The following is a 20,447-nucleotide window of genomic DNA, read 5'->3' as shown; positions in this document are numbered from 1 at the left end:
CCCCTGGTGTTGGCTGGCCGCCACCGCCTTCGTCCGGCTTAATAAGGGTAACAACTGTAACCGGTTTACACTTCCGCTAAAATGTTAAGAAAGCGTAAAACAGAACATTCTGTAAGCGGTTCAGGCGCGTCCTTGCGCCCACGTACTTTAGTGTGCCGCCATCTGTGGCGGCAATTTCAATAGCTCACGCTCATCCGCTACATCCTTCACCGGCACCGCCGGTGCGGCATTGCCCCAGCTGTTACGCACGTAGGTGGCAACGGCCGCCACCTGATCATCCGACAGCTTCCACGCAAAGCTGGGCATCGCCCCGCTGGTCGGGTTGCCTTGGGTCACGGCCCCGCGCCCGCCCTGCAATACCGTGGTGATCAGCGAGGAGGCGTCCTTCGCCATCAGGCCGGGGTTGCCCGCCAGACTGGCCGCCAGGTTCGGGATGCCCTTGCCGTCGCTGTTGTGGCAGGCCGCGCAGTTAGCGGAGTAGACGTGCTCGCCAGTCTGCATCAGCGGGTTGTCCGCTGGCAGCGGCTGCGGGCGCTTGGCACCGGAGTCCGGCACCGATTTCAGGTAGACCGCAATGGCGTGCAGATCGGCATCCGTCAGGTACTGGGTCGAGTTGCTGACCGCCTCGGCCATCGGGCCGGAGGCCACCGCGACATGGTTGCTGCCGAGTTTCAGGTACTGCGCGATCTGATCCTCGCTCCAACTGCCGATGCCGGTATAGCCATTTGGCGTGATGTCTGGCGCATGCCATTCCGCCATGTTGCTGCCCTGTAGGTAAGCATTTTTGTCGCCGCCCAACAGGTTCTTGGCGGTGTGGCAGCTGGCGCAGTGCTCCAGCCCCTGCACCAGATAGGCACCGCGGTTCCACTCGGCGCTTTTGCTGGCGTCGGCGGCAAAGCCGTGGTTGGCGAAGAACAGCAGGTTCCAGCCCATCATTGCCAGCCGGATGTTATACGGGAAGCCAAGGTTGGTCTCTGGCACCTGATTGTGAACCGGTTTAACCGAGCGCATGTAAAGCCAGAGATCGTGCATATCCTCATCACTGACATTCACATAGGCGTTGTAGGGCATCGCTGGGTAGAGGTTCTCGCCCTCCTTGCCACGGCCATGCCGCACCGCGCGGAAGAAGTCGCGCTCCGTCCAGTTGCCGATGCCGGTTTCGGCGTCCGGCGTGATGTTGCTGGCGAAGATGCCGCCAAACGGCGTACTGATGGAGTAGCCGCCGGAGAACGGCGTTTTGCTGCCCGGCGCGGTGTGGCAGGCCACACAGTCACCGGCGATGGCGACATAACGGCCACGCGCCACCGCCTCGGCGTCGGCATCCGCTGGCGGTTGGCTGGTCAGCGTCTGGTTGCCCGCCACGTCGTCCGCGCTGGCGTCCGCGTTCTGCCAGAGCAGGCCCGCTGCGACTGCGGCAGCAATCAGGGCCACGCCCCCAATGATGGTTGTTTTTTTCATGTCACACCTTTACCAGCGGGCCAGGGTTTTTCAGGTACTGCTCAATGATCGCCTTCGCCGTCCACAGGCTTAGCGCACCGATGGTGCCGGTCGGGTTGTAGCCCGCATTGTTGGGGAAGGAGGAGGCACCGAGCACAAACAGGTTGTGCGCATCCCAGCTCTGCTGGTAGCGGTTGAGCACGCTGGTTTTCGGGTCGGTGCCCATCACCGCGCCGCCGATGGTATGGTCACTGGCAAAGTTGTAGGGCGAGTAGTGGCCGGAGGCCGAGTTGGTGCCGATCACCGTCTTCGCACCCATCGCTTTGCCAATCTCAACACTTCTATCCATGATGAAGGCGGCCGAGCGGCGGTCATTGTCGTTGTAGTCGAAGGTCACGCGCAGCAGCGGGTTGCCGTTGTCATCCACGTACTCCGGGTCGAGATCGAGGTAGTAATCCTCATGGGAGAAGCTGGTGCCCTGCCCGAAGATGAAGGTAGCGTTCTGGAAAGCGTGGGTATAGGCCTGTTTCCACGCCTTGCCCCAGCGCGGGGTGCCGGGCGGCAGGGCATCGGCGTTGCCGATTGGCCGCGCGCCGCGTGCTACCACCAAAATGCCCGCGCCACCAATGAAGTCCTTGTCGCTGTGGTCGAAGTTATCGCCGTTGTAGTCATCCACCTGCTGTGACAGCGCGCCCGCACCGATGTACTGGTTGAGGTTCTCATCCTCAAAGAACAGGCTCGCGCCGGAGACAGTCTGGAAGCTGTAGGCACGGCCCACCACGCCGGTTTTGCTGACCGGATCGTAGGGCTTGCCAATCTTGGAGAGCAGCAGCAGGCGCACGTTCTGCATCTGGAACGCCGACAGCACCACGATCCCCGCCGGTTGCTCCCACTCTTTTTTGTTCTTGTCGACGTAGGTCACGCCGGTTACGGTTTTGCCGTCCGCCGCCTTGTTAACGCGCACCACTGCGGAGTCGGTCAGCACCGTGAAGTTCTCACGCTGCATCAGCGCCGGGATCACGCAGGCGTTGGGGCTGGATTTGGAGAAGTTGCCGCACCCGTAGTAGAGGCAGTAGCCGCAGTAGGTACACGGCCCCATGCGCACGCCCAGCGGATTGACGTAGGCGCGGGAGGCTTGCCCGGCGGGCACCATGAAGGGGTTGAGGCCCATGCCTTTGGTGGCGTCGCGGAAGATGTCGGTCAGGCGCATCCCCTCCAGCGGCGGCAGCGGGTAGTCGCTGCTGCGGTCGCCCTCAAACGGGTTCCCCTCCGGGATGGTCTCGCCCTTCAGCTTGCCAGCCTTGCCGGAGACGCCAGCGATCTTCTCAAAGCGGTCGTAAAACGGCTCCAGCTCGTCATAGGTGACGCCCCAATCCTGGAGGATCAGGCCCTCGGCGATCTTCTGCTTGCCGTAGCGCGCCACGGTCTGGCTGTAGGGCTGGAAGTCAAACGGCAGGAAACGCCACGCCATACCGGCCCAGTGGGTGCCGGAGCCGCCAACGTTGTAGCCCAGCTCGTTCAGGTTCCAGTCACGGGTCGGCAGCGCCTGCTGGGTACGGTTGTTGCGGAAGGTGGTGGTCTCCACCGCAGGGGGGAGCAACATGCTGCGGCGGGTATCCCAGCGCAGTTCATCGGTATCCACGGAGGGCGGGAAGTCGGTGGCGGTCTCAAACCACGGGCCACGCTCAATCGCCACGACATTCAGGCCAGCGCGGGTCAGCTCTTCCGCAATCAGGGAGCCGCACCAACCCAGCCCAACAATCACCACGTCAGCTTTTGGACGGATAGTATTCATAATTAAAACTCGTCTTAATGGTTTGCCACGCGCTTAGAGCGTGTTGTCAATCAGGCTGGTGGGGATGATGTTCAGCTTCTGCCCTTTTTTGCTGAGCAGGTCGCGGAAGTCGTAGCGTGCACCGGGGAAGCCAATCATTTTCCAGCTGGCCATCTCTTTGTTGCCACCATAGATCGGATCGGAGAGGAAACCCTCGCGGACGTTTTGCAGCAGCAGTTCAAACAGCACCTTGGTCTCTACCTCTGGCCCCAGATCGAGGGCATCGGCCTCCATCGCGTGCAGCAGACGATCCTGCTCCGCGCCGGGGAGCGCGACAAAAGGCTTGCCGCTCTGGCGCTGGGTGTAGGCATCCAGCGCCGCCAGCCCCTGGCGGTAGCGCTGGGCCGGGGTGAGCGGGGATTGCGGCCCCTGCTCCGGCGTGCCCTTAACGAATTTGCCCAGACGGTAGAGCGCGGCGGCGTTGCCGTAATCGCCGGCCAGCTGGCGGTCGATGAAGGTGGCGCATCCCGCCTCCTTGCCGCTGATGCTCAGCTCGTCGGCCGGGATGAAGCGCTCGGCGATGGCGCCCACGGTGTCGAATTCATGCTGGGTCAGGTACTGCAAGCCGCCCTGACGTGGTGGGGCGGGCGGTGTGCTGGCCGTGCCGCTCTCCCAAGGCTGGCCGCCGGTGACGACCTCCGCCCTGGCGATCGGCAAGGAGGTGGCCACACCCAGTGCGGCGAATGAGGTAAGAAACTCTCTGCGTTTCATGTTTTCCCTGCAAAATAGATAGACATTGCCCCGCTGGCCGTTATTTCCTCCGCACGATGGCAGGGCGATTTTTTTCCGCAGGCGAGCACATGCCTGACCGGTTAATCAGAACAGGACGATGTTTTCGCAAGGGGGAGTATCGGTTTAACGGCGCAGCAGAGTGCGATTCAGCTTGACCAGAGGTGGGGCATTCACATTTTAAATAAAATAATTAATAAAAATTTAACACAGATTAAGCATAATTTTTTCTTATTCCGTTGGGAAGAATTGCCTTGATGGAATTCCATCAACGCAGCCCGTTTCCACTCCGCATTAACATTTCTATGATGAATTTGCCTCACCCCTATAACAGCCAAGGTCGGCTGTTTCATGAATAGAAAATAATCGGAGTCCCTATGTTTCCATCTGCCCTGCCCCAACCCCGTTTGCCCCAGCGCCGTGACATTCCCTCCCTGCGTTGGGGGATCATTGGCCCCGGCTGGATTGCCAACCACTTCGCGCAGGCGCTGCGCCACCACACCGACCAGCAACTGGTGGCGGTGGCTGGCCGCAACGCGGAGAAGACCCAACACTTCGCGGAGCAGTGGGCGATCCCGCACGCCTACACCGATACCGACCAGATGCTGGCGCGCCCGGATCTCGACATCATCTACGTGGCGACGCCGCACAACCACCACCTGCCGGATGGGCTGAAGGTGTTGCGCGCCGGTAAGCACCTGCTGGTGGAAAAACCGCTGGCCCTCAACGCCCAGGAGGCGGCGCAACTGCAACGCGAGGCGCAGGCGCAACAGCGCCTCTGTCTGGAGGGGATGTGGTGTGACTTCACGCCAAAATATGATGTGCTGACGCAACTGCTGGCGAATGGCGATCTGGGCGAATTGCACACCCTGTTGGCGGATCATGGGGAGTTTTTCACCGCCGATCACCGCATTTTCAATGCCGATCTGGCGGGCGGGCCGATGCTCGATCTGGGGAGCTACCTGATTGCCCTGAGCGTCAAGGTGGCCGGTGGCGCGCCGGAGCGGCTGGTGGCGACCGGCCAGTCGGTGCCGGGTGGCGTAAACGGGCAGGCCTCCATGCTGCTGACGCACGCTGGCGGGATGCACGCCGTGCTTAATACCACGCTGTTCAGCCGCACGCCGAGCGGCGCGGTGATCGCCGGGCGTGATGCCACGCTGGTGCTGGATGGGCACTTCTACGCGCCGGGCGACTTTGTGCTCACCGCCAGCCAGGGCAACCACTCGCTGCGCTGGCAGGATGCTGGCAACCACTACGCCCAGCTCTGCCATGAGATGGAGCACGCCGCATGGTGCATCGGTCAGGGACGGCTGGAGTCACCGATCCGGCCCCTCGCCACCACCCTGACCACGCTGGGGGTGATGGATGAGGCGCGCCGCCAGCTCGGCATTGTCTTCAATGAGGAGCGTGATAATCACGCGTGATGTGTTTGGCAACAATTGATGCCTTGCCTGCCGGGCGGGCAATTTGATAATAGGCCCGGCTGGCTGCCGGGCATGGCCACGTTGGCTGTTTACCCCCCTTTTCCGCCAGCCCATTGGGCTGGCGTTATCTGGTTATTTTTGGAGCAGTAATGAAAAAGTTTACCCTGGAGATGCTGGCGAAGATGGCTGGCGTCGGTGTGGCAACGGTTGACAGGGTGCTCAATGAACGTGGCGGCGTTTCGCCGGAGACCACGCGGAAGGTGTTGAATGCGGCGCGGGCGATGGATATAAAACGCCCGCTGCCAGAGGCGTACCAGCACCCCTGGCAGGTGGAGGTGTTCCTTAGCGCCAATCCTTCCCATTTTTTTAAGCAACTGGCGCAGGATTTCGCTGACATTGCCGGTGGGCTGGGCTACCGGCGCATTACGCTGCACCGCACCTTCATCCCGGAGTCTCAGCCGGAGAAGCTGGCGCACTACATCATGCAGAGCAGTGAGAAGCGCGATGGCCTGATTGTATTCGGCCATGACTACCCGATTATCCATGAGGCGCTGGCGCACTGCCGGGCGCGTGGGGTGCCGGTGGTGACCATTGTCACTGACCTGCCGGGGGCGGCGCGCCTGTGCCATGTCGGCATTAACCAACAGCAGGCGGGGCGCACCGCCGGGTTGCTGATGAGCAAGACCGCCCGCCAGCCGGGCGATGTGATTATGGTCAGTGGGCGGGTGGACTACCGCGCCCACCAGCAGCGCATTGCTGGCTTTCGCGAGGCGATTGCCCAGCGCGCGCCGCACCTGCGGTTGCGGGAGTTACTCTGTGGGCAGGATCAGCGCGACATGATCCGCTCGCTGCTCCATGACGCCCTACTGCACTCGCCGCAGTTGGTGGGCATCTACAACACCGGCGTCGGCAACACTGAAATCCGTACCACCCTGCAACAGCACCAGCTGCTGGGTGACTGCGTTTACATCACCCATGAGCTGTACTCCGTGACGCGGGCGCTACTGCAACACGACCTCGCCTCCTTCACCCTCGACCAGAACGCCGCGCAGCACGCCCGGCTGGCGATGGATATCCTGCTGCGCCACCTCGACACGGGCGAGCAGCCGGATCTCTACCGGGCCGGGAAGGTGGAGCTGAAGGTGATTACGGCGGAGAATATCGATTGATGGAGCGGCCAGCGCGCGGCTGGCCGGTGGCATCAGGCGCGGGGTTGCCAGCGCGCGACGGTGCCATTTTTGTTGTAAGTGAGCGGTGACGGGAAGCGGATAAACTCCACCAGCATTCCCCACGGGGTTTTGCCGAAGTGGAAGCGGTTGCCCTCGCCGCCCTCGCAGCCGGAGAGCGGGTTAGGCCCTGCCAGCAATTCGCCACCGGCGGCGACAAACTGCCGGGTGGCCGCCTCAATGTCGGCACAGTAGACGCCCAGGTGCGTCAGGCCCACGTCATTGATCCCGGCGGCGCGCTCGCGCTGGTAGCCGGTCAGGCTGAACAGTTCGACGTTCGCGCCATTGCCCAGCCGCAGCATCCGCACCTCTTTCATCGCCGTGTCGGGCCGCAGGCCGTTCATCGCCGTGATCTCTTCGCCACCGGAGGGTGCTTGTTCCTTGTCAATCAGCGCATAGAGGGTGACGGCGTGGAACGCCTGCTGGAAAAAGCGCTCGGCGGCGTCCATGTCCGGCACGGTGATGCCGACGTGCTCAATCCCGATGGGCGCGTCATCACGCAGGAAGTGCTCCAGCAGGAACGGGAAGCGCTCGCCAGCCTTCTCCGCCAGATATTGCTCACTCTCCTCCGTGTCACCACTGACCGACACCGCGCCCACGAACTGGCCGTTGACCGTCAGCGGGCAGGTGCCGCCCAGCGGGATCAGCCCCGGCAGGTTGCCGACCCAGGACTCGGTTTTCGCCATCTCGCTAAAGGTGCCGGTGGATTGCTGGAAACCGGCGCAGGAGCGCCCCTTGCCCACCGCCGCCTCGGCGCTGGCGAAATAGGCATTGTCCATTCGGCGGAAGCCCACCAAGTGGCCGCCAAAATCCATTACCGCCACTGAAACCGGTGTATTGCGCTCTGCCGCCTCCGCCACCACGGTTTGGATAATAAGCTGGGCCAGATTATCACTGATGCTAAAATTTTTAATTAATTGCAGCCCGTTACCTTCCATTCTCTTCTCCCTGTTTGTCTATTTCAAAAAACTCAACTAAACATGAAGATAAAGCGTTGGCCACGTTATCGGAAAAGACAAGGCCACTATTTGATGGAATTAAATCAAGCGCGGGAAATAGCGGTGTGATTGCCACGCCAATTTAGAGGGAAAAAAGATGAGAAGACGAGATTTTATTACTGGCAGCCTCGCGGCCTGCTGTCTGGCGCGCGCGCCCTTTAGTCTGGCGGGGCCGACCCGCTCACCCGCGCTGGAAGCGGTAGTGGCCTCGCCGTGGCTGGCCAATGGCGTGACGGTGTCACCAAAAGGGGAAATCTTCCTGAATTTTCCGCGGTTTAAAGAGCACAATACCTCGCCAGCGGTGGCGCGCCAGACAGCCGCCGGGCTGGTGCCCTTCCCCGGCAACCACTGGAACCAGTGGCGGCCCGGTGACAGCGGCACCGATACGCTGGTCAACGTCAATGCGGTGCATATCTTCTCTCAGCCCTGGCTGTGGGTGGTGGATCAGGGCACGCCAGAGGGCGGCAAACCGGGGCCGGGGGCGGCGAAAGTGATTGCCTTTAATCTGGAGAGTGGCGAGCCAGAAAAGATTATTCGTTTTAATGCTTCAATATTGCCAGAGGGGGGAGTACTGAATGATCTACGCCTCTTCGGCAATTATGTGTTTATTACCGACTCCGGCCTCGGCGGGATTATTATTTACGATCTCAACACCGGCAAATATAAGCGCAAGCTCTCCGGCTCGCCACTGTTGAAAAAGCCGTCGCAGGCGCAGCAAAAAGGGTTCGGTGGCCGGGTGCTGAGTGATGGCAAAGGCACACTCCCCGCGGTGCAGAGCGACATGCTGGAGATCAGCCCCAACGGGCAGTGGCTCTATGTGGCGACGCCGACCGGGCCACTCTACCGCGTGCCGCTGGCGCTGCTGCTGGACGAGGTGCTGGATGGCCGCGCGCTGGAGCAGCGGATGGAGAAGGTGGCGGATATCCCCTCCATCGGCGGCACGGCAATGGACCGGAAGGGCCGCATCTACCTGTCGAACGTCGAGGAGCGGGCCATTGAGGTGCTGCACCCCAATGGCCGCCGCGAAATCCTGTTGCAGGATAACCGACTTATTTCACCGGATGCGCTCTATATCGCCAATGACGGTTTCCTCTACATTCCCGCGCCGCAGCTCGAGTACCTCGCCGCCCACTCCGGGGGCCGTGGCGACCAGACGCGCGCGCCCTATTACATCTACCGATATTTGCTGCCGGTACGTCCGTAACGCCCTATTTTCGTTCGGAAATTGCCAATAGGGACAGCAAAGCGGCTGAATCAGGGCAGTGGCGGCCCTGATTCACCGCCAATCGCGCAGGATGGGTGCAGAAGGCGGCAAATTGCGCCACAATAGCGATCCACTCTGATACATGCGCTCCTCCTTAACAAGAATGGCGACAGCCTGCATGTGATGGCCCTTTTGGTGAATTTTCCCAGGATACGTTCATGCTTTCGACGCTGATCTACCGCAGCCGCCCCAGCCAATTGGCGGACGCCCCCTTTCTGGCCGCGCTGGCCGACCACGCCCGGCAACGCAATGAGCCGGTGCAGGTCACTGGCATTCTGCTGTTTGATGGCGACCACTTTTTCCAGATCCTTGAGGGGCCGTACGCCGCAGTCAACGCCGTCTATGCTCGGATTTGCGACGATGGGCGGCACCAGCAGATTGTTGAGCTGATGCGCGACTACGCCCCGGCGCGGCGCTTTGGCAAGCTGGGCATGGAGGTGTTTGACATGCGCGGCTGCCCGCCAGAGGAGGTGCTGCCGCAGATTCTGGCGCGCAGTACCCTCCAGCCGCGCGCTGGCGATGAGGATCGGGTGGTGCGCTTTATCCGCGCCTTTGCCAGTGGCCGCTGGCGACAAAGCCTTCCCGGCCATGACGCGGAGCACGCGCTGCGGCTGGTGACCCGGCCCGCCCCCTTCCAGCCGGGCGCGGCCGCACCGAGCCAGCCCTGCCGCTTCGCCCTGCAACCAATCGTGGACACCACCCACCAGCGCGTCAGCGCGCTGGAAGCGCTGATCCGCGCGCCGGACGGCGGCTCGCCCGCGGCATACTTCGCCTCCCTCTCAGACGAGGCGCAGTATGCCGCGGATCTGGAGGCCAAGGTCTACGCCTTCCAACTGGCACAGCAGATTGGCATTGGCGACAGCATGATCTCCGTCAACCTGCAACCGATGTCGCTGGTGAAGGTGCCCGACGCAGTGCCAGAGCTGGTGCGCGCAGTGACGCAGAGCGGGCTGGTGCCGAGCCAGGTGATTGTCGAGATCACCGAGAGCGAGTTTATCACCCACTTTGACGCCTTCGAGGCCGCCATCCGGCAACTGCGCGCCGCCGGATTCAGTCTGGCGATGGATGATTTTGGCGCGGGCTATGCCGGGCTGTCGCTGCTCGCGCGCTTCCAGCCGGACAAGATCAAGATTGACCGCGCGATCATCAGCGGCGTGCACCGCAGCGGCGCGCGGCAGGCGATTGTGCGCGCCATTCTGGCGTGCTGCTCTGCGCTGGAGATTGCGGTGGTAGCCGAGGGCGTGGAGGAGGCCGAAGAGTGGCGCTGGCTGGCGGCGGCGGGCATCCACACCTTTCAGGGTTACCTGTTCGCCCGCCCGGCGCTGGAGCAGGTCGCCCCCATCACCTGGCCGCTGCTGGGCGAGTGACGGGCGGCCGTTGTTGTGGCCTAATGATCAACATAATGTTAAAAATCTGCTAAAACTGATCGCTTTTCCACAGACAAAGGCAGGGACACCATGACCACCAAACACTACTTCTTCAGTGATGAGCTTACGATGGACGCCGAGGTGCTGGCCTGTGAGCCGGGCGATGAGGGCACCTGGCACGTGCGGCTGGCGGGGACGCTGTTCCACCCGCACGGCGGCGGCCAGCCCTCGGACATCGGCCGCCTTGGCGGCGCGCGCGTGCTGAAGGTGATGCAGGATGAGACCGGCATTATCCACGTGACCGACAACCCGCTGGCGGCGGGAGAGGTGCCGCTGGAGGTGGATGCCGACAACCGTCGGCTCAACACCCGGCTGCACTCCGCCGGGCATTTGATTGGTACGGTGGGCGAGCGGCTCGGCTGGCGCGCGGTCAAGGCCAACCACCGCCCCGGCGAGGCGCGCGTGGTGTTTGAGGCGACCGGGTCAGACGAGGCCCCGGCGGCCTCGCTGTTGAGCGATCAAGTGAACCAGCTAGTGGCCGCCGCGCTGGCGCGCAACCAGTACCTGGAGGGCGAGTCTCGCTGGGTGACCTGGGGCGACCTGCCAGCCTACGCCTGCGGCGGCACCCATGTGCGCGCCACGGATGAGGTGGGCAACGTGTTGATCACTGCCGTGAAGCTGAAAAAGGGCGCGCTGACCGTCTCTTATGCGCTGGCCTGACGCGTTAGCGGCGTGACATCTCTCTCTGGGGCGGCTATCGTAGCCGCCCTTTCCGCGCCGGGGACGGCCCCGGCGTCTGTTTCTCACGTCCGGGACGGCCCGGCTCTTAACGCAAAGGAGCCAGCATGGCCTGGATTCTGTTGGTGGTGGCGGGGTTGTTTGAGGTGGTGTGGTCGTATGCGATGAAGCTGTCGCAGGGCTTCACCAAACCCTGGCCGACCGTGATCACGCTGGTGGCGATGGTGGTCAGCTTCGCCCTGCTCTCTTTCTCGATGCGTACCCTGCCGCTCGGCACCGCTTACACCATCTGGACCGGCATTGGCGCGGTCGGTGCCTTCCTGCTCGGCCTGCTGGTGCTGGGCGAGCCAGCCAGCCTGATGCGCATCACCGCGGCGGTGCTGATCGTCGCCGGGCTGGTGCTGATGAAGCTCGCTTCCTAAACCGCAGGCCAACCCATTGGTTAGCGTGAGAATAATTCACGCGCATAGTATGTCGGTTCAGGCTATAACAGGGGGACGATTTCATTTTTCGCCCCCGGAGAGCGGCGAACACGCAGACCAGGATGGACTATGCCACAGGGAAACGACCTCTACTGGAACCGGATGGTTCCTGAACTCACCGTATCGGACTTCAACGCCTCGCTCACCTTTTATGTCGATGTCCTCGGCTTCCATATCATGATCCGTCGCGGTGCGCCGGATTTCGCCTATCTCAGCCTCGGGGAGGCACAGCTAATGCTGGAGGCCGCCCACGACACCGGCTGGCGTACCGGGGAGCTGGAGCACCCCTACGGGCGCGGCGTCAATTTCCAGATTGAAGTGGAGGATGTGATGCCGCTGGTGGCGCGGCTGGCGCAGCACGGCATTGCGCTCTACCGCCCGCTGACCGACAACCACTACGCCACCGGCAGTGACAGCGCCTGCCAGCGTGAGTTTCTGGTGCAAGACCCGGATGGCTACCTGCTGCGCTTCAGCCAGTACATCGGCTAGCGCGGAAAGCGGGCCATCGCCTCAGCGACCATCTTCAATACGCTCAGCAACAGCATTCGCTGGTGGGACGTCAGGCGCAGGTAGCGCCGTAGCGGCGGCAGGCGGCAGGCCACCTCGCTCGCCGCCCACGGCTCAATCACGCAGCGCCACTCTCCCCCTTCCATCCGTAGCTCAAACTGGCGGTAGTCCAGCTCCGCCAGCGTCTGCCGCAGGTTGGGGAAGTGGTTGAGGTGGCGGGCCAGCGCCGACGCCATCGCGCCACGACCCGTAAAGCGCACCGGCTGGCGTCGCCACCAGCCCGGCTGGTGGGCACGCACACGCCCCTCGGCGCGTTCGGCCAGCGGCCCGGCGCAACTGAACTCGCAGCGCCAGAGGTTCGCCATAAACAGCCGCTGCCGCCGCGCCTCCACCCACACCTCCACCCCCGGCCCCAGCGTCAGGCACAGCCGCCCCTGTTGCTCCTCCGGCTGCCAGTTCGCCAGATCGGCACTGACGGCGCGCAGCAGCGTCGGCTCAGACCAGCGAGCGGAGCGCATCGGGTGCCTCCTCGTGAAGCTGCGGGTGGCGCGCCATCGCCCGCGTCACCACCTCCTCCACCGCCACCGGCTTGAAGGGATTGACCCGCTGCACCAGCAGTGTCCAGCCCAGCGCGTAGAGGGAGGCGATGGCCAGCATCACACCAAAGGGCACCAGAATGGCGCTGCGATCCATGCCCGCCGGGGTGATGTGCCAGATGGCGATGATGATGCCGACGCTGGAGATCACCTGCGGCAGCGGGAAGAGCGACGAACGGTAGGCACGCGGCAGATCCGGGCGCCTGATGCGCAGCAGCACCACCGAGAGCGTCACCAGCAGATAGGCCACGCCCCATGCACAGACCGCTGCCAGAATCAGCGGCACGATGCGATCGACATTGCCCTGCAAGTACCACGCGTGCAGGCAGGGGATGGCTGCCGCCAGCGCGATGGCCGCCACCGGCGTCTTGAAGCGCGGGTGCAGCCAGGTGAGCACGCGCGGCAGCGCGCCATCCAGCGCCATGCTGTAGAGGATGCGTGGCACGGCGGCCATCAGCGTATTGATGGTGGCGGCCCCCGCCAGAATCAGCCCGAAGCCCAGCCAGTACTGGCCAGCATGGCCCATCACCTGATAGGCGAAGGCGGGCAGCGCCAGCGGCGTGTCCATCAGGCGCAGGCCGTGGGCCGGGTCTACCAGCACGTTATCCACCTGGCGGCTCATCGCCGCGCCGTACAAAAACAGGCAGCCAGCGACACAGAGCAACCCCAGCCCCATCGCCTGCGGCAGGGTGCGGTGCGCGCGCTTGATCTCCGGGGCCATCGGCGTCACCAGCTCACAGCCGACGAACAGAAACATCGCCATGCCGATATAACCGACAAAGCCGCCGACATCCCCCAGATTGAGGGCCGCGCCAAACCAGCCCGGCTGAGTGACCGCCGGGGCGGTGAGCAGCCCACCGATGCCAAACACCAGCAGGGTGAAGCCCATGCCGAAGGTCAGCACCACTTCCACCTTGCTGAACACCTCAATGCCCAGCGCGTTCAGACAGGCGAACAGCAGCACCATCGCCACGCCCAGCAGCCAGGTGTCCTGATGCGTCGCCAGCGTCGGCAGCAGGGACTCAAAGTTGGCGAGCGCCATCACCCCAGCCAGAATGGTTTCGGCGGTCGCCGCGTAGATATGCACCACCAGATAGGCGCAGAGCGCGCCGACGATGGCGAAGAAGCGCCCCATCCCACAGGAGATGTAGTCATACACCGAGCCGGTGGTGGGGATCAGCGCCGCCGCCTCGGCAAAGGTGGTGATCTGCGCCTGCATCATGATGAAGGCCAGCAGCACCGCCAGCGCGAAGCTATCGCCCCCCATGCCAAAGCCGCTGGTGGCGGTCAGCAGGGTCGGGCTGGCCATCAGCATCCCGACGGAGCTGGCCATGGTGCCGGGGAAGCCAATCACGCCGCGATCCAGGTGCGCCCTCAATTTTTGGTTATACATGCCCACCTCCACCGGGTGTCAGAAAAAAACGGACGGCGCAGGGCCGTCCGTCCGGGTTTAGCGCAACGTCACGTTCGCCAGATAGTGTTTTACAAAGCGCTCGCTCAGCACCTGCCAGCGCACGGCGGTGCCCTGCTCGACAAACCAGCTGTCGCCCGGCCGGTAACGGGTGGTTTCGCCGGTCGCCTCGTTGGTCAGCTCGATTTCACCCTCCAGCAGCGTGGCGTGCTCGGTGAAGGGGTAGGTCATGCGGAAGCCACCACGGGTGGCGGAGAACAGCCCACAGGTCAGGTCATCGCCCGGCTCGCCAAAGATCATCGCCCCGGCAGCCTGCGGGTCGCCCTCGGTGGGGGTAGCCCCCAGCAGGCGGATGCTGCCAATTGGCTGGAGTTCAGGGATCGGTTGGTTCAGTTTCAACGGTGTCATGCTCTTCTCCGGTCAGTTAATTGCGGCCTTTCCAAAAGCCGCTGGTTTGGTGCATCAATTTGCCAGCGGTCACCAGCAGCAAGCGCAGGCTGTCGCGGCCGTGGACGGTGGCGTGGGGAATGCGGCTCATCAGTTGGTAACGGTCAGAGCCGCCATTCATCCCCTCCGCCAGAATCTTGCAAACGATATGTGACGGCGTCACGCCGAAGCCGGAGTAGCCCTGCACATAGAAGACGTTGTTGTGCGCCTTGAGGGTGCCAATCTGCGGGAAGAGGTTGGCGCTACACGCCATCGGCCCGCCCCAGGCGAAATCAATGCGCACATCGCGCAGATAGGGGAAGACCTGCAACATCAGCGTGCGGTTCCAGGCGGCGAAGTCGCGCGGCGTGTACTCGACAAAGCGCGTGGCGCTGCCAAACAGCAGCCGGTTTTCACGCGTCAGCCGGTAGTAGTTGATCACCGGGCGGATGTCGCTGAACGCGCCCCGCAGCGGGCTGATGCGCTCCACCAGCGCGTCGGGCAGCGGCTCGGTGGCGATCTGGTAGGAGTAGGTCACCAGCGTTTTGGCGTGGATCTCCGGCTCCAGCTTGTTGAGGAAGCTGTCGCAGGCCCATAGCAGCTTCGCGGCGCGCACGCTGCCGGTTGCCGTGCGCACCCGCACTTGCTTGCCGTACTGCACCTCAACCGCCGGGGAGGACTCAAAGATCCGCACGCCGAGGGAGGCGGCCGCGCCAGCGGAACCGAGCAGCATATTGAGGGAGTGGATCTGGCCGCCGCCCATGTGTTTCAGCGCGGCACGGTAGACCGTCGAACCCACCACCTGCTGCACGTCGCGCCCGGTGTAGAGCGCGATCTCCTGCTCCGGGTCTGCCGCCCGGAACTCCCGCTCCCACTGGCGCAACGTCCGCTCCTGACGGGCGTTGTAGGCCAGGTAGCCATAACCGGGCACGAAATCGGCGTCGATCTGGTATTTGCGAATGCGGTCACGGATGATGCCCGCGCCCATGTTGGCGATGGCGAACAGCGCGGCCATGCCGTCCGGGCCGACATGCTTTTTCACCGCCTCGATGTCATGGCCGATGCCCGCCATCACCTGCCCGCCGTTGCGGCCGGTGCCGCCATAGCCGAGGTGGCGCGCCTCCAGCACCACCACGTTGGTGATGCCCTGCTCCGCCAGCTCCAGCGCGGTATTGATGCCGGAGAAGCCGCCGCCAATGATCACCACGTCCGCCTCAATGTCCTGTTGCAGCGCGGGGAAGCTCAGCGAGTATTTTTTCGTGGCGCTGTAGTAGTTCAGCGCATCCAGTTGGTTATGCATGGGTTGCCCTGTCTTATCTGGTCGAAGGCCCAATACACCATGCGCGCCGGGCGCGAAGTATCGTCCATAAGAGGGAGGAGGCGCGGAAGCGTGAGGCAACGCACAGGCGGCGGACACAAAAAAACCGGCCGGGGCCGGTTTGTTCGCAGGGTGAAGGGTCAGGCGGGCAGCGCCGCCGGGTGCGGCGTGGCGTGGAAACGGCGCTTGAAGTAGATCAGCCCGTTGCCCTCCTCCGCCAGCGTGATGTGCTGGATCGCCAGCAGGTAGACCTGATGGGTGCCGATAAGCTGGATCTGCTGGATCTCACCCTCTAGGCTGGCCAGCGCGCGATCGAGCACCGGCTGGCCGGTCGCGCCCTCGTGCCACCCCTCCAGCGTGAAGCGCTGCTCCATCGGCAGTTCGGTCATGCCAGCGAAGTGGCGCGCCATCTCCTCCTGCTCATGGTTGAGCACGTTGATGCACATCCGGCCATTCTGCTCAAACACCGGGTTCATGGCGCTCTTGCGGTTGACGCAGATCAGCACGGTGGGCGGCGAGTCGGTAACCGAGCAGACCGCCGTGGCGGTGATGCCGCAGCGCCCGGCGCTGCCTTGGGTGGTGACGATGTTGACGGCGGCGGGCAGGCTGGCCATCGCGTCACGGAAACGGCGTTGTTGTTCGTCGAGAGACATAAAACCCCCTTATTTCAGTAAACGGTCGAGCTGGTTGATGTCATTGCCATTGTGCAGGTGCGGCACTTTCCAGCCGTCGCGGTCGTAGTCCGCCAGACAGCGCTCCACCATCTCCATCATGCCCTTCATGTTGCCGGAGCCTTGGGCGTGGCGCAGGCACTGGAGGCGCACCTCATCCTGACTGCCCGCGTAGTTGATCTCATACAACTCATGGCGGCCGCCAAACTCGGTGCCGATGGCGTCCCACATCAGTTTCAAAATCTTGATGCGCTCCTCGTGGCCCATGCCGTTGGAGCCGCGCACATACTGCGCCAGATAGCGGTCAATCTCCGGGTTGTTGAGGTCACGCACGCTGGAGGGCAGGTAGATCAGGCCGCTGGTGACGTTGCTCTCAATGATGTTTTTGATCTTGCTGTAGGCCATCGGAGCCATCACGCGGTAGGTCTGCATCGCCTGCATGTCTGGCAGCCAGGCGCCGTTTTTCCACGGTTGCGCCTCCGCCCACATTGCGTCACTCAGCGACCAGAAGAGGTTGCGCCACGCCACCACCTCGCCCAGCGCCGCCTGCACGCCGCGGAACTCCATCACGCCGGTGCACTCGAGGCTCTTTTGCAGCAGCGCAGTGATGAAATCGAGCTTCACCGCCAGCCGCACGCAGGCCTGCATCGGGTAGAGGCGCGCGAAACCGGCCTCAACGCTCCAGCGGCGGCAGCGGTCGAAGTCGCGGTAGATCAGCACGTTCTCCCACGGGATCAGCACCTTGTCCATCACCAGAATCGCGTCGTTTTCGTCAAAGCGGCTGGAGAGCGGGTAGTCGAACGGCGAGCCGGTCGCGCCCGCGGTCAGTTCATAGGAGCCGCGTGAGATAAGCTTCACGCCATCGGCGTCCATCGGCGCGACGAACATCACCGCGAAGCTGGGATCGTCGCCCATCACCTGCGCCGAGCCAAAGCCGATGAAGTTGTAGTGGGTCAGCGCCGAGTTGGTCGCCACCACTTTCGCGCCGCTGACGATGATGCCAGCGTCCGTCTCCTTCTCCACCTGGATATAGACATCCTTCACCTCGTCCGCTGGCTTGTGGCGGTCAATCGGCGGGTTGACGATGGCGTGGTTGAAATACAACCCTGCCTCCTGGATGCGGGTGTACCAACGGCGGGCGTTGTCGGCGTATTCGCCGTAGAACTCCGGGTTGGCCCCCAGTGAGCAGCCGAAGGCGGCCTTGTAGTCCGGCGTGCGCCCCATCCAGCCGTAGGTCAGGCGTGACCAGTCAGCGATGGCGTCGCGCTGCAAGCGGATCTCCTCGGCGGAGCGGGCAAAGCGGAAAGTGCGGTGGGTGTAGCCGCCGTTGCCGGTGTCGGTCTGCCAGCAGAGGCTGTCATGGGTCTCAGGCGCATGCAGCGCGTCATACAGGGTGGCAACCGAGCCAGCGGCGTTGCGGAAGGCCGGATGGGTGGTGACATCCTTGACCCGCTCGCCATAGATGTAAATCTCGCGGCCATCTTGCAGGCTCTTGAGGTACTCATCCCCGGTGAAGGGGCGGTTGGTGGCGGCGCGGTGGGCTTCAGGTTTCATGGCATGACCTCGGGTTTCAGCGGTGAATAGGGTATTTGTTATTTATGTGTTTCTTTTCTGTTAATCGATTTAAGCGCCGGATGGCCCGCCCCGGAAGAGACGTTTCAGGCGATTGCCGGTACTTTTCCGTTGCGCGCAGCGGGAGCGTGGAGATTTGCGATCGCGATCAAAGGCCGAAAAAAAGGGCGGGATGGAGAACCCATCCCGCCCGGCCAGCACTTATCGGTTGCGGAAGGCGCTCGGTGGGCAGCCCGCCATGCGGTGGAAGAAGCGCGCGAAGTAGGCCGGGTCTTTGTAACCCAGCGCGTAGGCGATCTGGTGGACGCTCTGCGGGCTGTAGCGCAGCAGCCGTTTCGCCTCCCGCAGCAGCCGCTCATAGATCAGGCGCTTGGGCGGCTGGTTGGCGAAGCGGCGGCACAGCCCGGTCAGCCGTGATTCGCTGATGCCGAGCGCGTTGGCGTAGTCCGGCACTGCCCAGTGCTGGGCGAACTGCTCATCCACCAGCCGGTTGAAGCGCTGGAAGATGCGCATCTCGCCGCGCACGCCGCAGGCCGAGTGGTCATCTGGCGGGGCCTCGCGCAGTAGCAGGGTAAAAATGGCTTGCGCCAGCGCCGCCAGCACCAGCTCCCGCCCCGGATGGGGCTGGCTGAACTCGGCGGCCACCAGCGGCCAGTAGTGCTCCAGCGCCGCCAGCGTGTGCGGCGACGACTCGAGCGACAGGCACAGCCCGGCGAGGGTCGCCGCCTCGCCGCTGCCCGGCCACAGCTTCTCAATCAGCGGCCAGATCAGCTCCTGGCGCACCGTCAGCACATGGCCGTCGCTCTCCGGCCCGGTGATGAAGGCGTGCGGCACCGACGGTGGCGTCAGGATGAACAGCGGCGCTTGCACCGAGTAGTAGTGGTCATCCAGATGCAGCGTCACTTTGCCGGTGGCGAGGTAGTGGAGCTGGAAGTAGCGGTCATGCCAGTGCGGGCGCATGTCGCGGCCAAAAAAGGCCGCCAGCCGGGCAAAGGTTTCATAGTGCACATCATCATTGGCGTAACGCGCGTCATACTCCTTGCTGATGTCGATATTCTCGAAGGTCGCCGCCTGATCCATGCGCGCCCCCTACTGGCTTTTCTGCTGGAGGGCGCTGGCTGGCGTCACCGTTCGCCCCTCGCCCGCCATTGGGATGCGCGTCAGTACCAACGCGCCCAGCACCAGCAACCCCGCGACAAACCACAGCCCGGCGTTGAAGCTGCCGGTGGCGTCACGCAGGATGCCGATCATCAGCGGGCTGACCGCCGAACCGACGTTGCCGATGGCGTTGATCACCGCCAGCGCCACCGCACGGGCGGTAAAGCTGATCACCTGATCGGGCGTGGTCCAGAAGATCGCCATCGCGGTGAACGCCCCGGCGGAGGCCATCACAATCCCCAGCAGTTGCACCAGTGGATGGGCGGTGGCGGAGGCCAGCAGCCAGCCAGCGGCGGCAAACAGGTAGGGCAACAGCGTATGCTGCTTGCGCTCCCGCAAGCGGTCAGAGCGGCGGCTCCACCACACCATCGCCAAAATGGTGCAGAACTGCGGGATGGCGGCCAGCAGGCCAATCATGATGTCGCTACTACCGGCGTTGAAGCTTTTGAGGATCTGCGGCGTCCAGATGTTGATGGCGCTCAGGGTGTTGGTCAGGCAGAAGTAGGCCAGCGTGTAGAGCAGCACCACCGGCGTTAGCACCTGCCGCCACAGCGGGCGCGCAGTGGCGGTTGGCGGCGCGGCGGCGCGCTCGCGCTCAAGCATTCCCTGTAACGCCCCCTTCTCCTCCGCGGACAGCCAGCGCGCCTGCGCCGGTTTGTCATCGAGGAAGAACCAGGTCATCACGCCGAGGAGCACCGAGGGCAGCCCCTCCAGCAGGAACAGCCACTGCCACCCCTTGAGGTTCAGCAGGCCATCCATCGCCAAAATGTAGCCGGAGAGCAGCGAGCCGACCATCATGGTGACCGGCATGGCGATCATGAACAGCGCGTTGGCGCGGGCGCGGTAGTGGGCCGGGAACCACCAGGTGAGGTAGAGCAGCACGCCGGGCAGGAAACCGGCCTCGGCGATGCCCACCAGCATCCGCAGCGCATAGAGGGTCTGTGGGCTGGTGGCGAACAGGGTACAGGTGGAGGCGATGCCCCACAGCACCATGATGCTGGCGATCCAGCGCCGCGCGCCCACAATCCCCAGCATGATGTTACTGGGAATGCCGCAGATCACATAGGTGACGTAGAACAGCGTTGCCGCCAGCCCAAACATGGTGGAGGTCAGCCCCAGATCCTTGCCCATTGTCAGGCCCGCGAAACCGATATTGATGCGATCGAGGAAGGAGAAAACAAACAGGACGAACAGGAAGGTGATCAACCGCCTGAAGAGCTTTTTGATCACCTGCTGCTCAATTCCGGACAACTTGTTCTCATGGTGTGGCGTTGCCGCTGTCATGGTCT

General features: G+C 63.4%; 19 protein-coding genes. 7 read left to right on the top strand and 12 right to left on the bottom strand.

From position 1 onward, the window contains the following. Window positions 1-147 precede the first annotated feature (147 nt). From C1N62_RS19550 to C1N62_RS19540, 3 genes are read right to left on the bottom strand one after another with little or no spacing between them, the layout of a single operon-like run. A complete protein-coding gene (locus C1N62_RS19550; protein WP_137765406.1) occupies window positions 148-1,458 on the bottom strand; it encodes a c-type cytochrome in 1,311 nt (436 codons plus the stop codon). Between the two features lies 1 nt (window position 1,459). Beyond that, on the bottom strand, window positions 1,460-3,232 hold the full coding sequence (locus C1N62_RS19545; protein WP_137765405.1) for a GMC family oxidoreductase: 1,773 nt from the start codon (window positions 3,230-3,232) through the stop codon (window positions 1,460-1,462). A 33-nt stretch (window positions 3,233-3,265) separates the two neighbouring features. After that, window positions 3,266-3,982, bottom strand: coding sequence for a gluconate 2-dehydrogenase subunit 3 family protein (locus C1N62_RS19540; RefSeq protein ID WP_137765404.1), 717 nt, complete (start codon window positions 3,980-3,982; stop codon window positions 3,266-3,268). Window positions 3,983-4,377: 395 nt separating this feature from the next. Between C1N62_RS19540 and C1N62_RS19535 the strand changes: the two genes are divergently transcribed. Further along, the gene (locus C1N62_RS19535; protein ID WP_137765403.1) at window positions 4,378-5,424 is read left to right on the top strand and encodes a Gfo/Idh/MocA family protein; all 1,047 of its coding nucleotides are present in this window, start codon (window positions 4,378-4,380) and stop codon (window positions 5,422-5,424) included. Window positions 5,425-5,573: 149 nt separating this feature from the next. After that, entirely contained in the window at window positions 5,574-6,593 is a 1,020-nt protein-coding gene (locus C1N62_RS19530; RefSeq protein ID WP_137765402.1) for a LacI family DNA-binding transcriptional regulator, read from the top strand. 32 nt (window positions 6,594-6,625) lie between these two features. Here the strand turns inward: C1N62_RS19530 and C1N62_RS19525 are convergent, their stop codons facing one another. Continuing rightward, window positions 6,626-7,588, bottom strand: coding sequence for a heme-binding protein (locus tag C1N62_RS19525; protein WP_137765401.1), 963 nt, complete (start codon window positions 7,586-7,588; stop codon window positions 6,626-6,628). Between the two features lie 157 nt (window positions 7,589-7,745). Here C1N62_RS19525 and C1N62_RS19520 point away from each other — a divergent pair, with 157 nt between their 5' ends. From C1N62_RS19520 to C1N62_RS19500, 5 genes are all read left to right on the top strand, one after another. Next, window positions 7,746-8,852 (top strand): L-dopachrome tautomerase-related protein, encoded by a 1,107-nt coding sequence (locus tag C1N62_RS19520; RefSeq protein WP_137765400.1) that lies wholly within the window; start codon window positions 7,746-7,748, stop codon window positions 8,850-8,852. Window positions 8,853-9,070: 218 nt separating this feature from the next. Beyond that, a complete protein-coding gene (locus C1N62_RS19515) occupies window positions 9,071-10,279 on the top strand; it encodes a diguanylate phosphodiesterase (RefSeq protein WP_137765399.1) in 1,209 nt (402 codons plus the stop codon). A gap of 90 nt (window positions 10,280-10,369) precedes the next feature. Continuing rightward, the gene (locus C1N62_RS19510; RefSeq protein ID WP_137765398.1) at window positions 10,370-10,999 is read left to right on the top strand and encodes an alanyl-tRNA editing protein; all 630 of its coding nucleotides are present in this window, start codon (window positions 10,370-10,372) and stop codon (window positions 10,997-10,999) included. Between the two features lie 125 nt (window positions 11,000-11,124). Further along, the gene (locus C1N62_RS19505; RefSeq protein ID WP_137765397.1) at window positions 11,125-11,439 is read left to right on the top strand and encodes a multidrug efflux SMR transporter; all 315 of its coding nucleotides are present in this window, start codon (window positions 11,125-11,127) and stop codon (window positions 11,437-11,439) included. Window positions 11,440-11,568: 129 nt separating this feature from the next. Next, window positions 11,569-11,988 (top strand): VOC family protein, encoded by a 420-nt coding sequence (locus C1N62_RS19500; RefSeq protein ID WP_137765396.1) that lies wholly within the window; start codon window positions 11,569-11,571, stop codon window positions 11,986-11,988. On the opposite strand, the gene C1N62_RS19495 is transcribed toward C1N62_RS19500, so the two are convergent. The 8 genes from C1N62_RS19495 to hpaX all read right to left on the bottom strand — a co-directional run bounded on the left by C1N62_RS19495 (window position 11,985) and on the right by hpaX (window position 20,442). Further along, window positions 11,985-12,524, bottom strand: a complete 540-nt coding sequence (locus C1N62_RS19495) for a DUF3156 family protein (RefSeq protein ID WP_137765395.1) — start codon at window positions 12,522-12,524, stop codon at window positions 11,985-11,987. The genes C1N62_RS19500 and C1N62_RS19495 overlap by 4 nt on opposite strands. After that, the gene (locus C1N62_RS19490) at window positions 12,502-13,995 is read right to left on the bottom strand and encodes an APC family permease (RefSeq protein ID WP_137765394.1); all 1,494 of its coding nucleotides are present in this window, start codon (window positions 13,993-13,995) and stop codon (window positions 12,502-12,504) included. Before C1N62_RS19490 ends, C1N62_RS19495 begins: the two co-directional genes overlap by 23 nt. 57 nt (window positions 13,996-14,052) lie before the next feature. After that, window positions 14,053-14,421 carry a cupin domain-containing protein gene (locus tag C1N62_RS19485; RefSeq protein ID WP_137765393.1) on the bottom strand — a complete coding sequence of 123 codons (369 nt, stop codon included), beginning with the start codon at window positions 14,419-14,421 and terminating at the stop codon, window positions 14,053-14,055. Window positions 14,422-14,437: 16 nt separating this feature from the next. Continuing rightward, on the bottom strand, window positions 14,438-15,739 hold the full coding sequence (locus C1N62_RS19480; RefSeq protein ID WP_137765392.1) for an FAD-binding oxidoreductase: 1,302 nt from the start codon (window positions 15,737-15,739) through the stop codon (window positions 14,438-14,440). Window positions 15,740-15,897: 158 nt separating this feature from the next. After that, on the bottom strand, window positions 15,898-16,410 hold the full coding sequence (gene hpaC, locus C1N62_RS19475) for a 4-hydroxyphenylacetate 3-monooxygenase, reductase component (RefSeq protein WP_137765391.1): 513 nt from the start codon (window positions 16,408-16,410) through the stop codon (window positions 15,898-15,900). Between the two features lie 9 nt (window positions 16,411-16,419). Then, window positions 16,420-17,982, bottom strand: coding sequence for a 4-hydroxyphenylacetate 3-monooxygenase, oxygenase component (hpaB, locus tag C1N62_RS19470; protein WP_137765390.1), 1,563 nt, complete (start codon window positions 17,980-17,982; stop codon window positions 16,420-16,422). Window positions 17,983-18,201: 219 nt separating this feature from the next. Further along, a complete protein-coding gene (gene hpaA, locus C1N62_RS19465) occupies window positions 18,202-19,080 on the bottom strand; it encodes a 4-hydroxyphenylacetate catabolism regulatory protein HpaA (RefSeq protein WP_137765389.1) in 879 nt (292 codons plus the stop codon). A 9-nt stretch (window positions 19,081-19,089) separates the two neighbouring features. Continuing rightward, window positions 19,090-20,442 carry a 4-hydroxyphenylacetate permease gene (hpaX, locus tag C1N62_RS19460; protein WP_137765388.1) on the bottom strand — a complete coding sequence of 451 codons (1,353 nt, stop codon included), beginning with the start codon at window positions 20,440-20,442 and terminating at the stop codon, window positions 19,090-19,092. Window positions 20,443-20,447: the final 5 nt, after the last annotated feature.

This window comes from Nissabacter sp. SGAir0207, assembly GCF_005491205.1.
GTDB lineage: Bacteria > Pseudomonadota > Gammaproteobacteria > Enterobacterales > Enterobacteriaceae > Chimaeribacter.
This window is presented reverse-complemented; position numbering and strand designations above follow the sequence as displayed.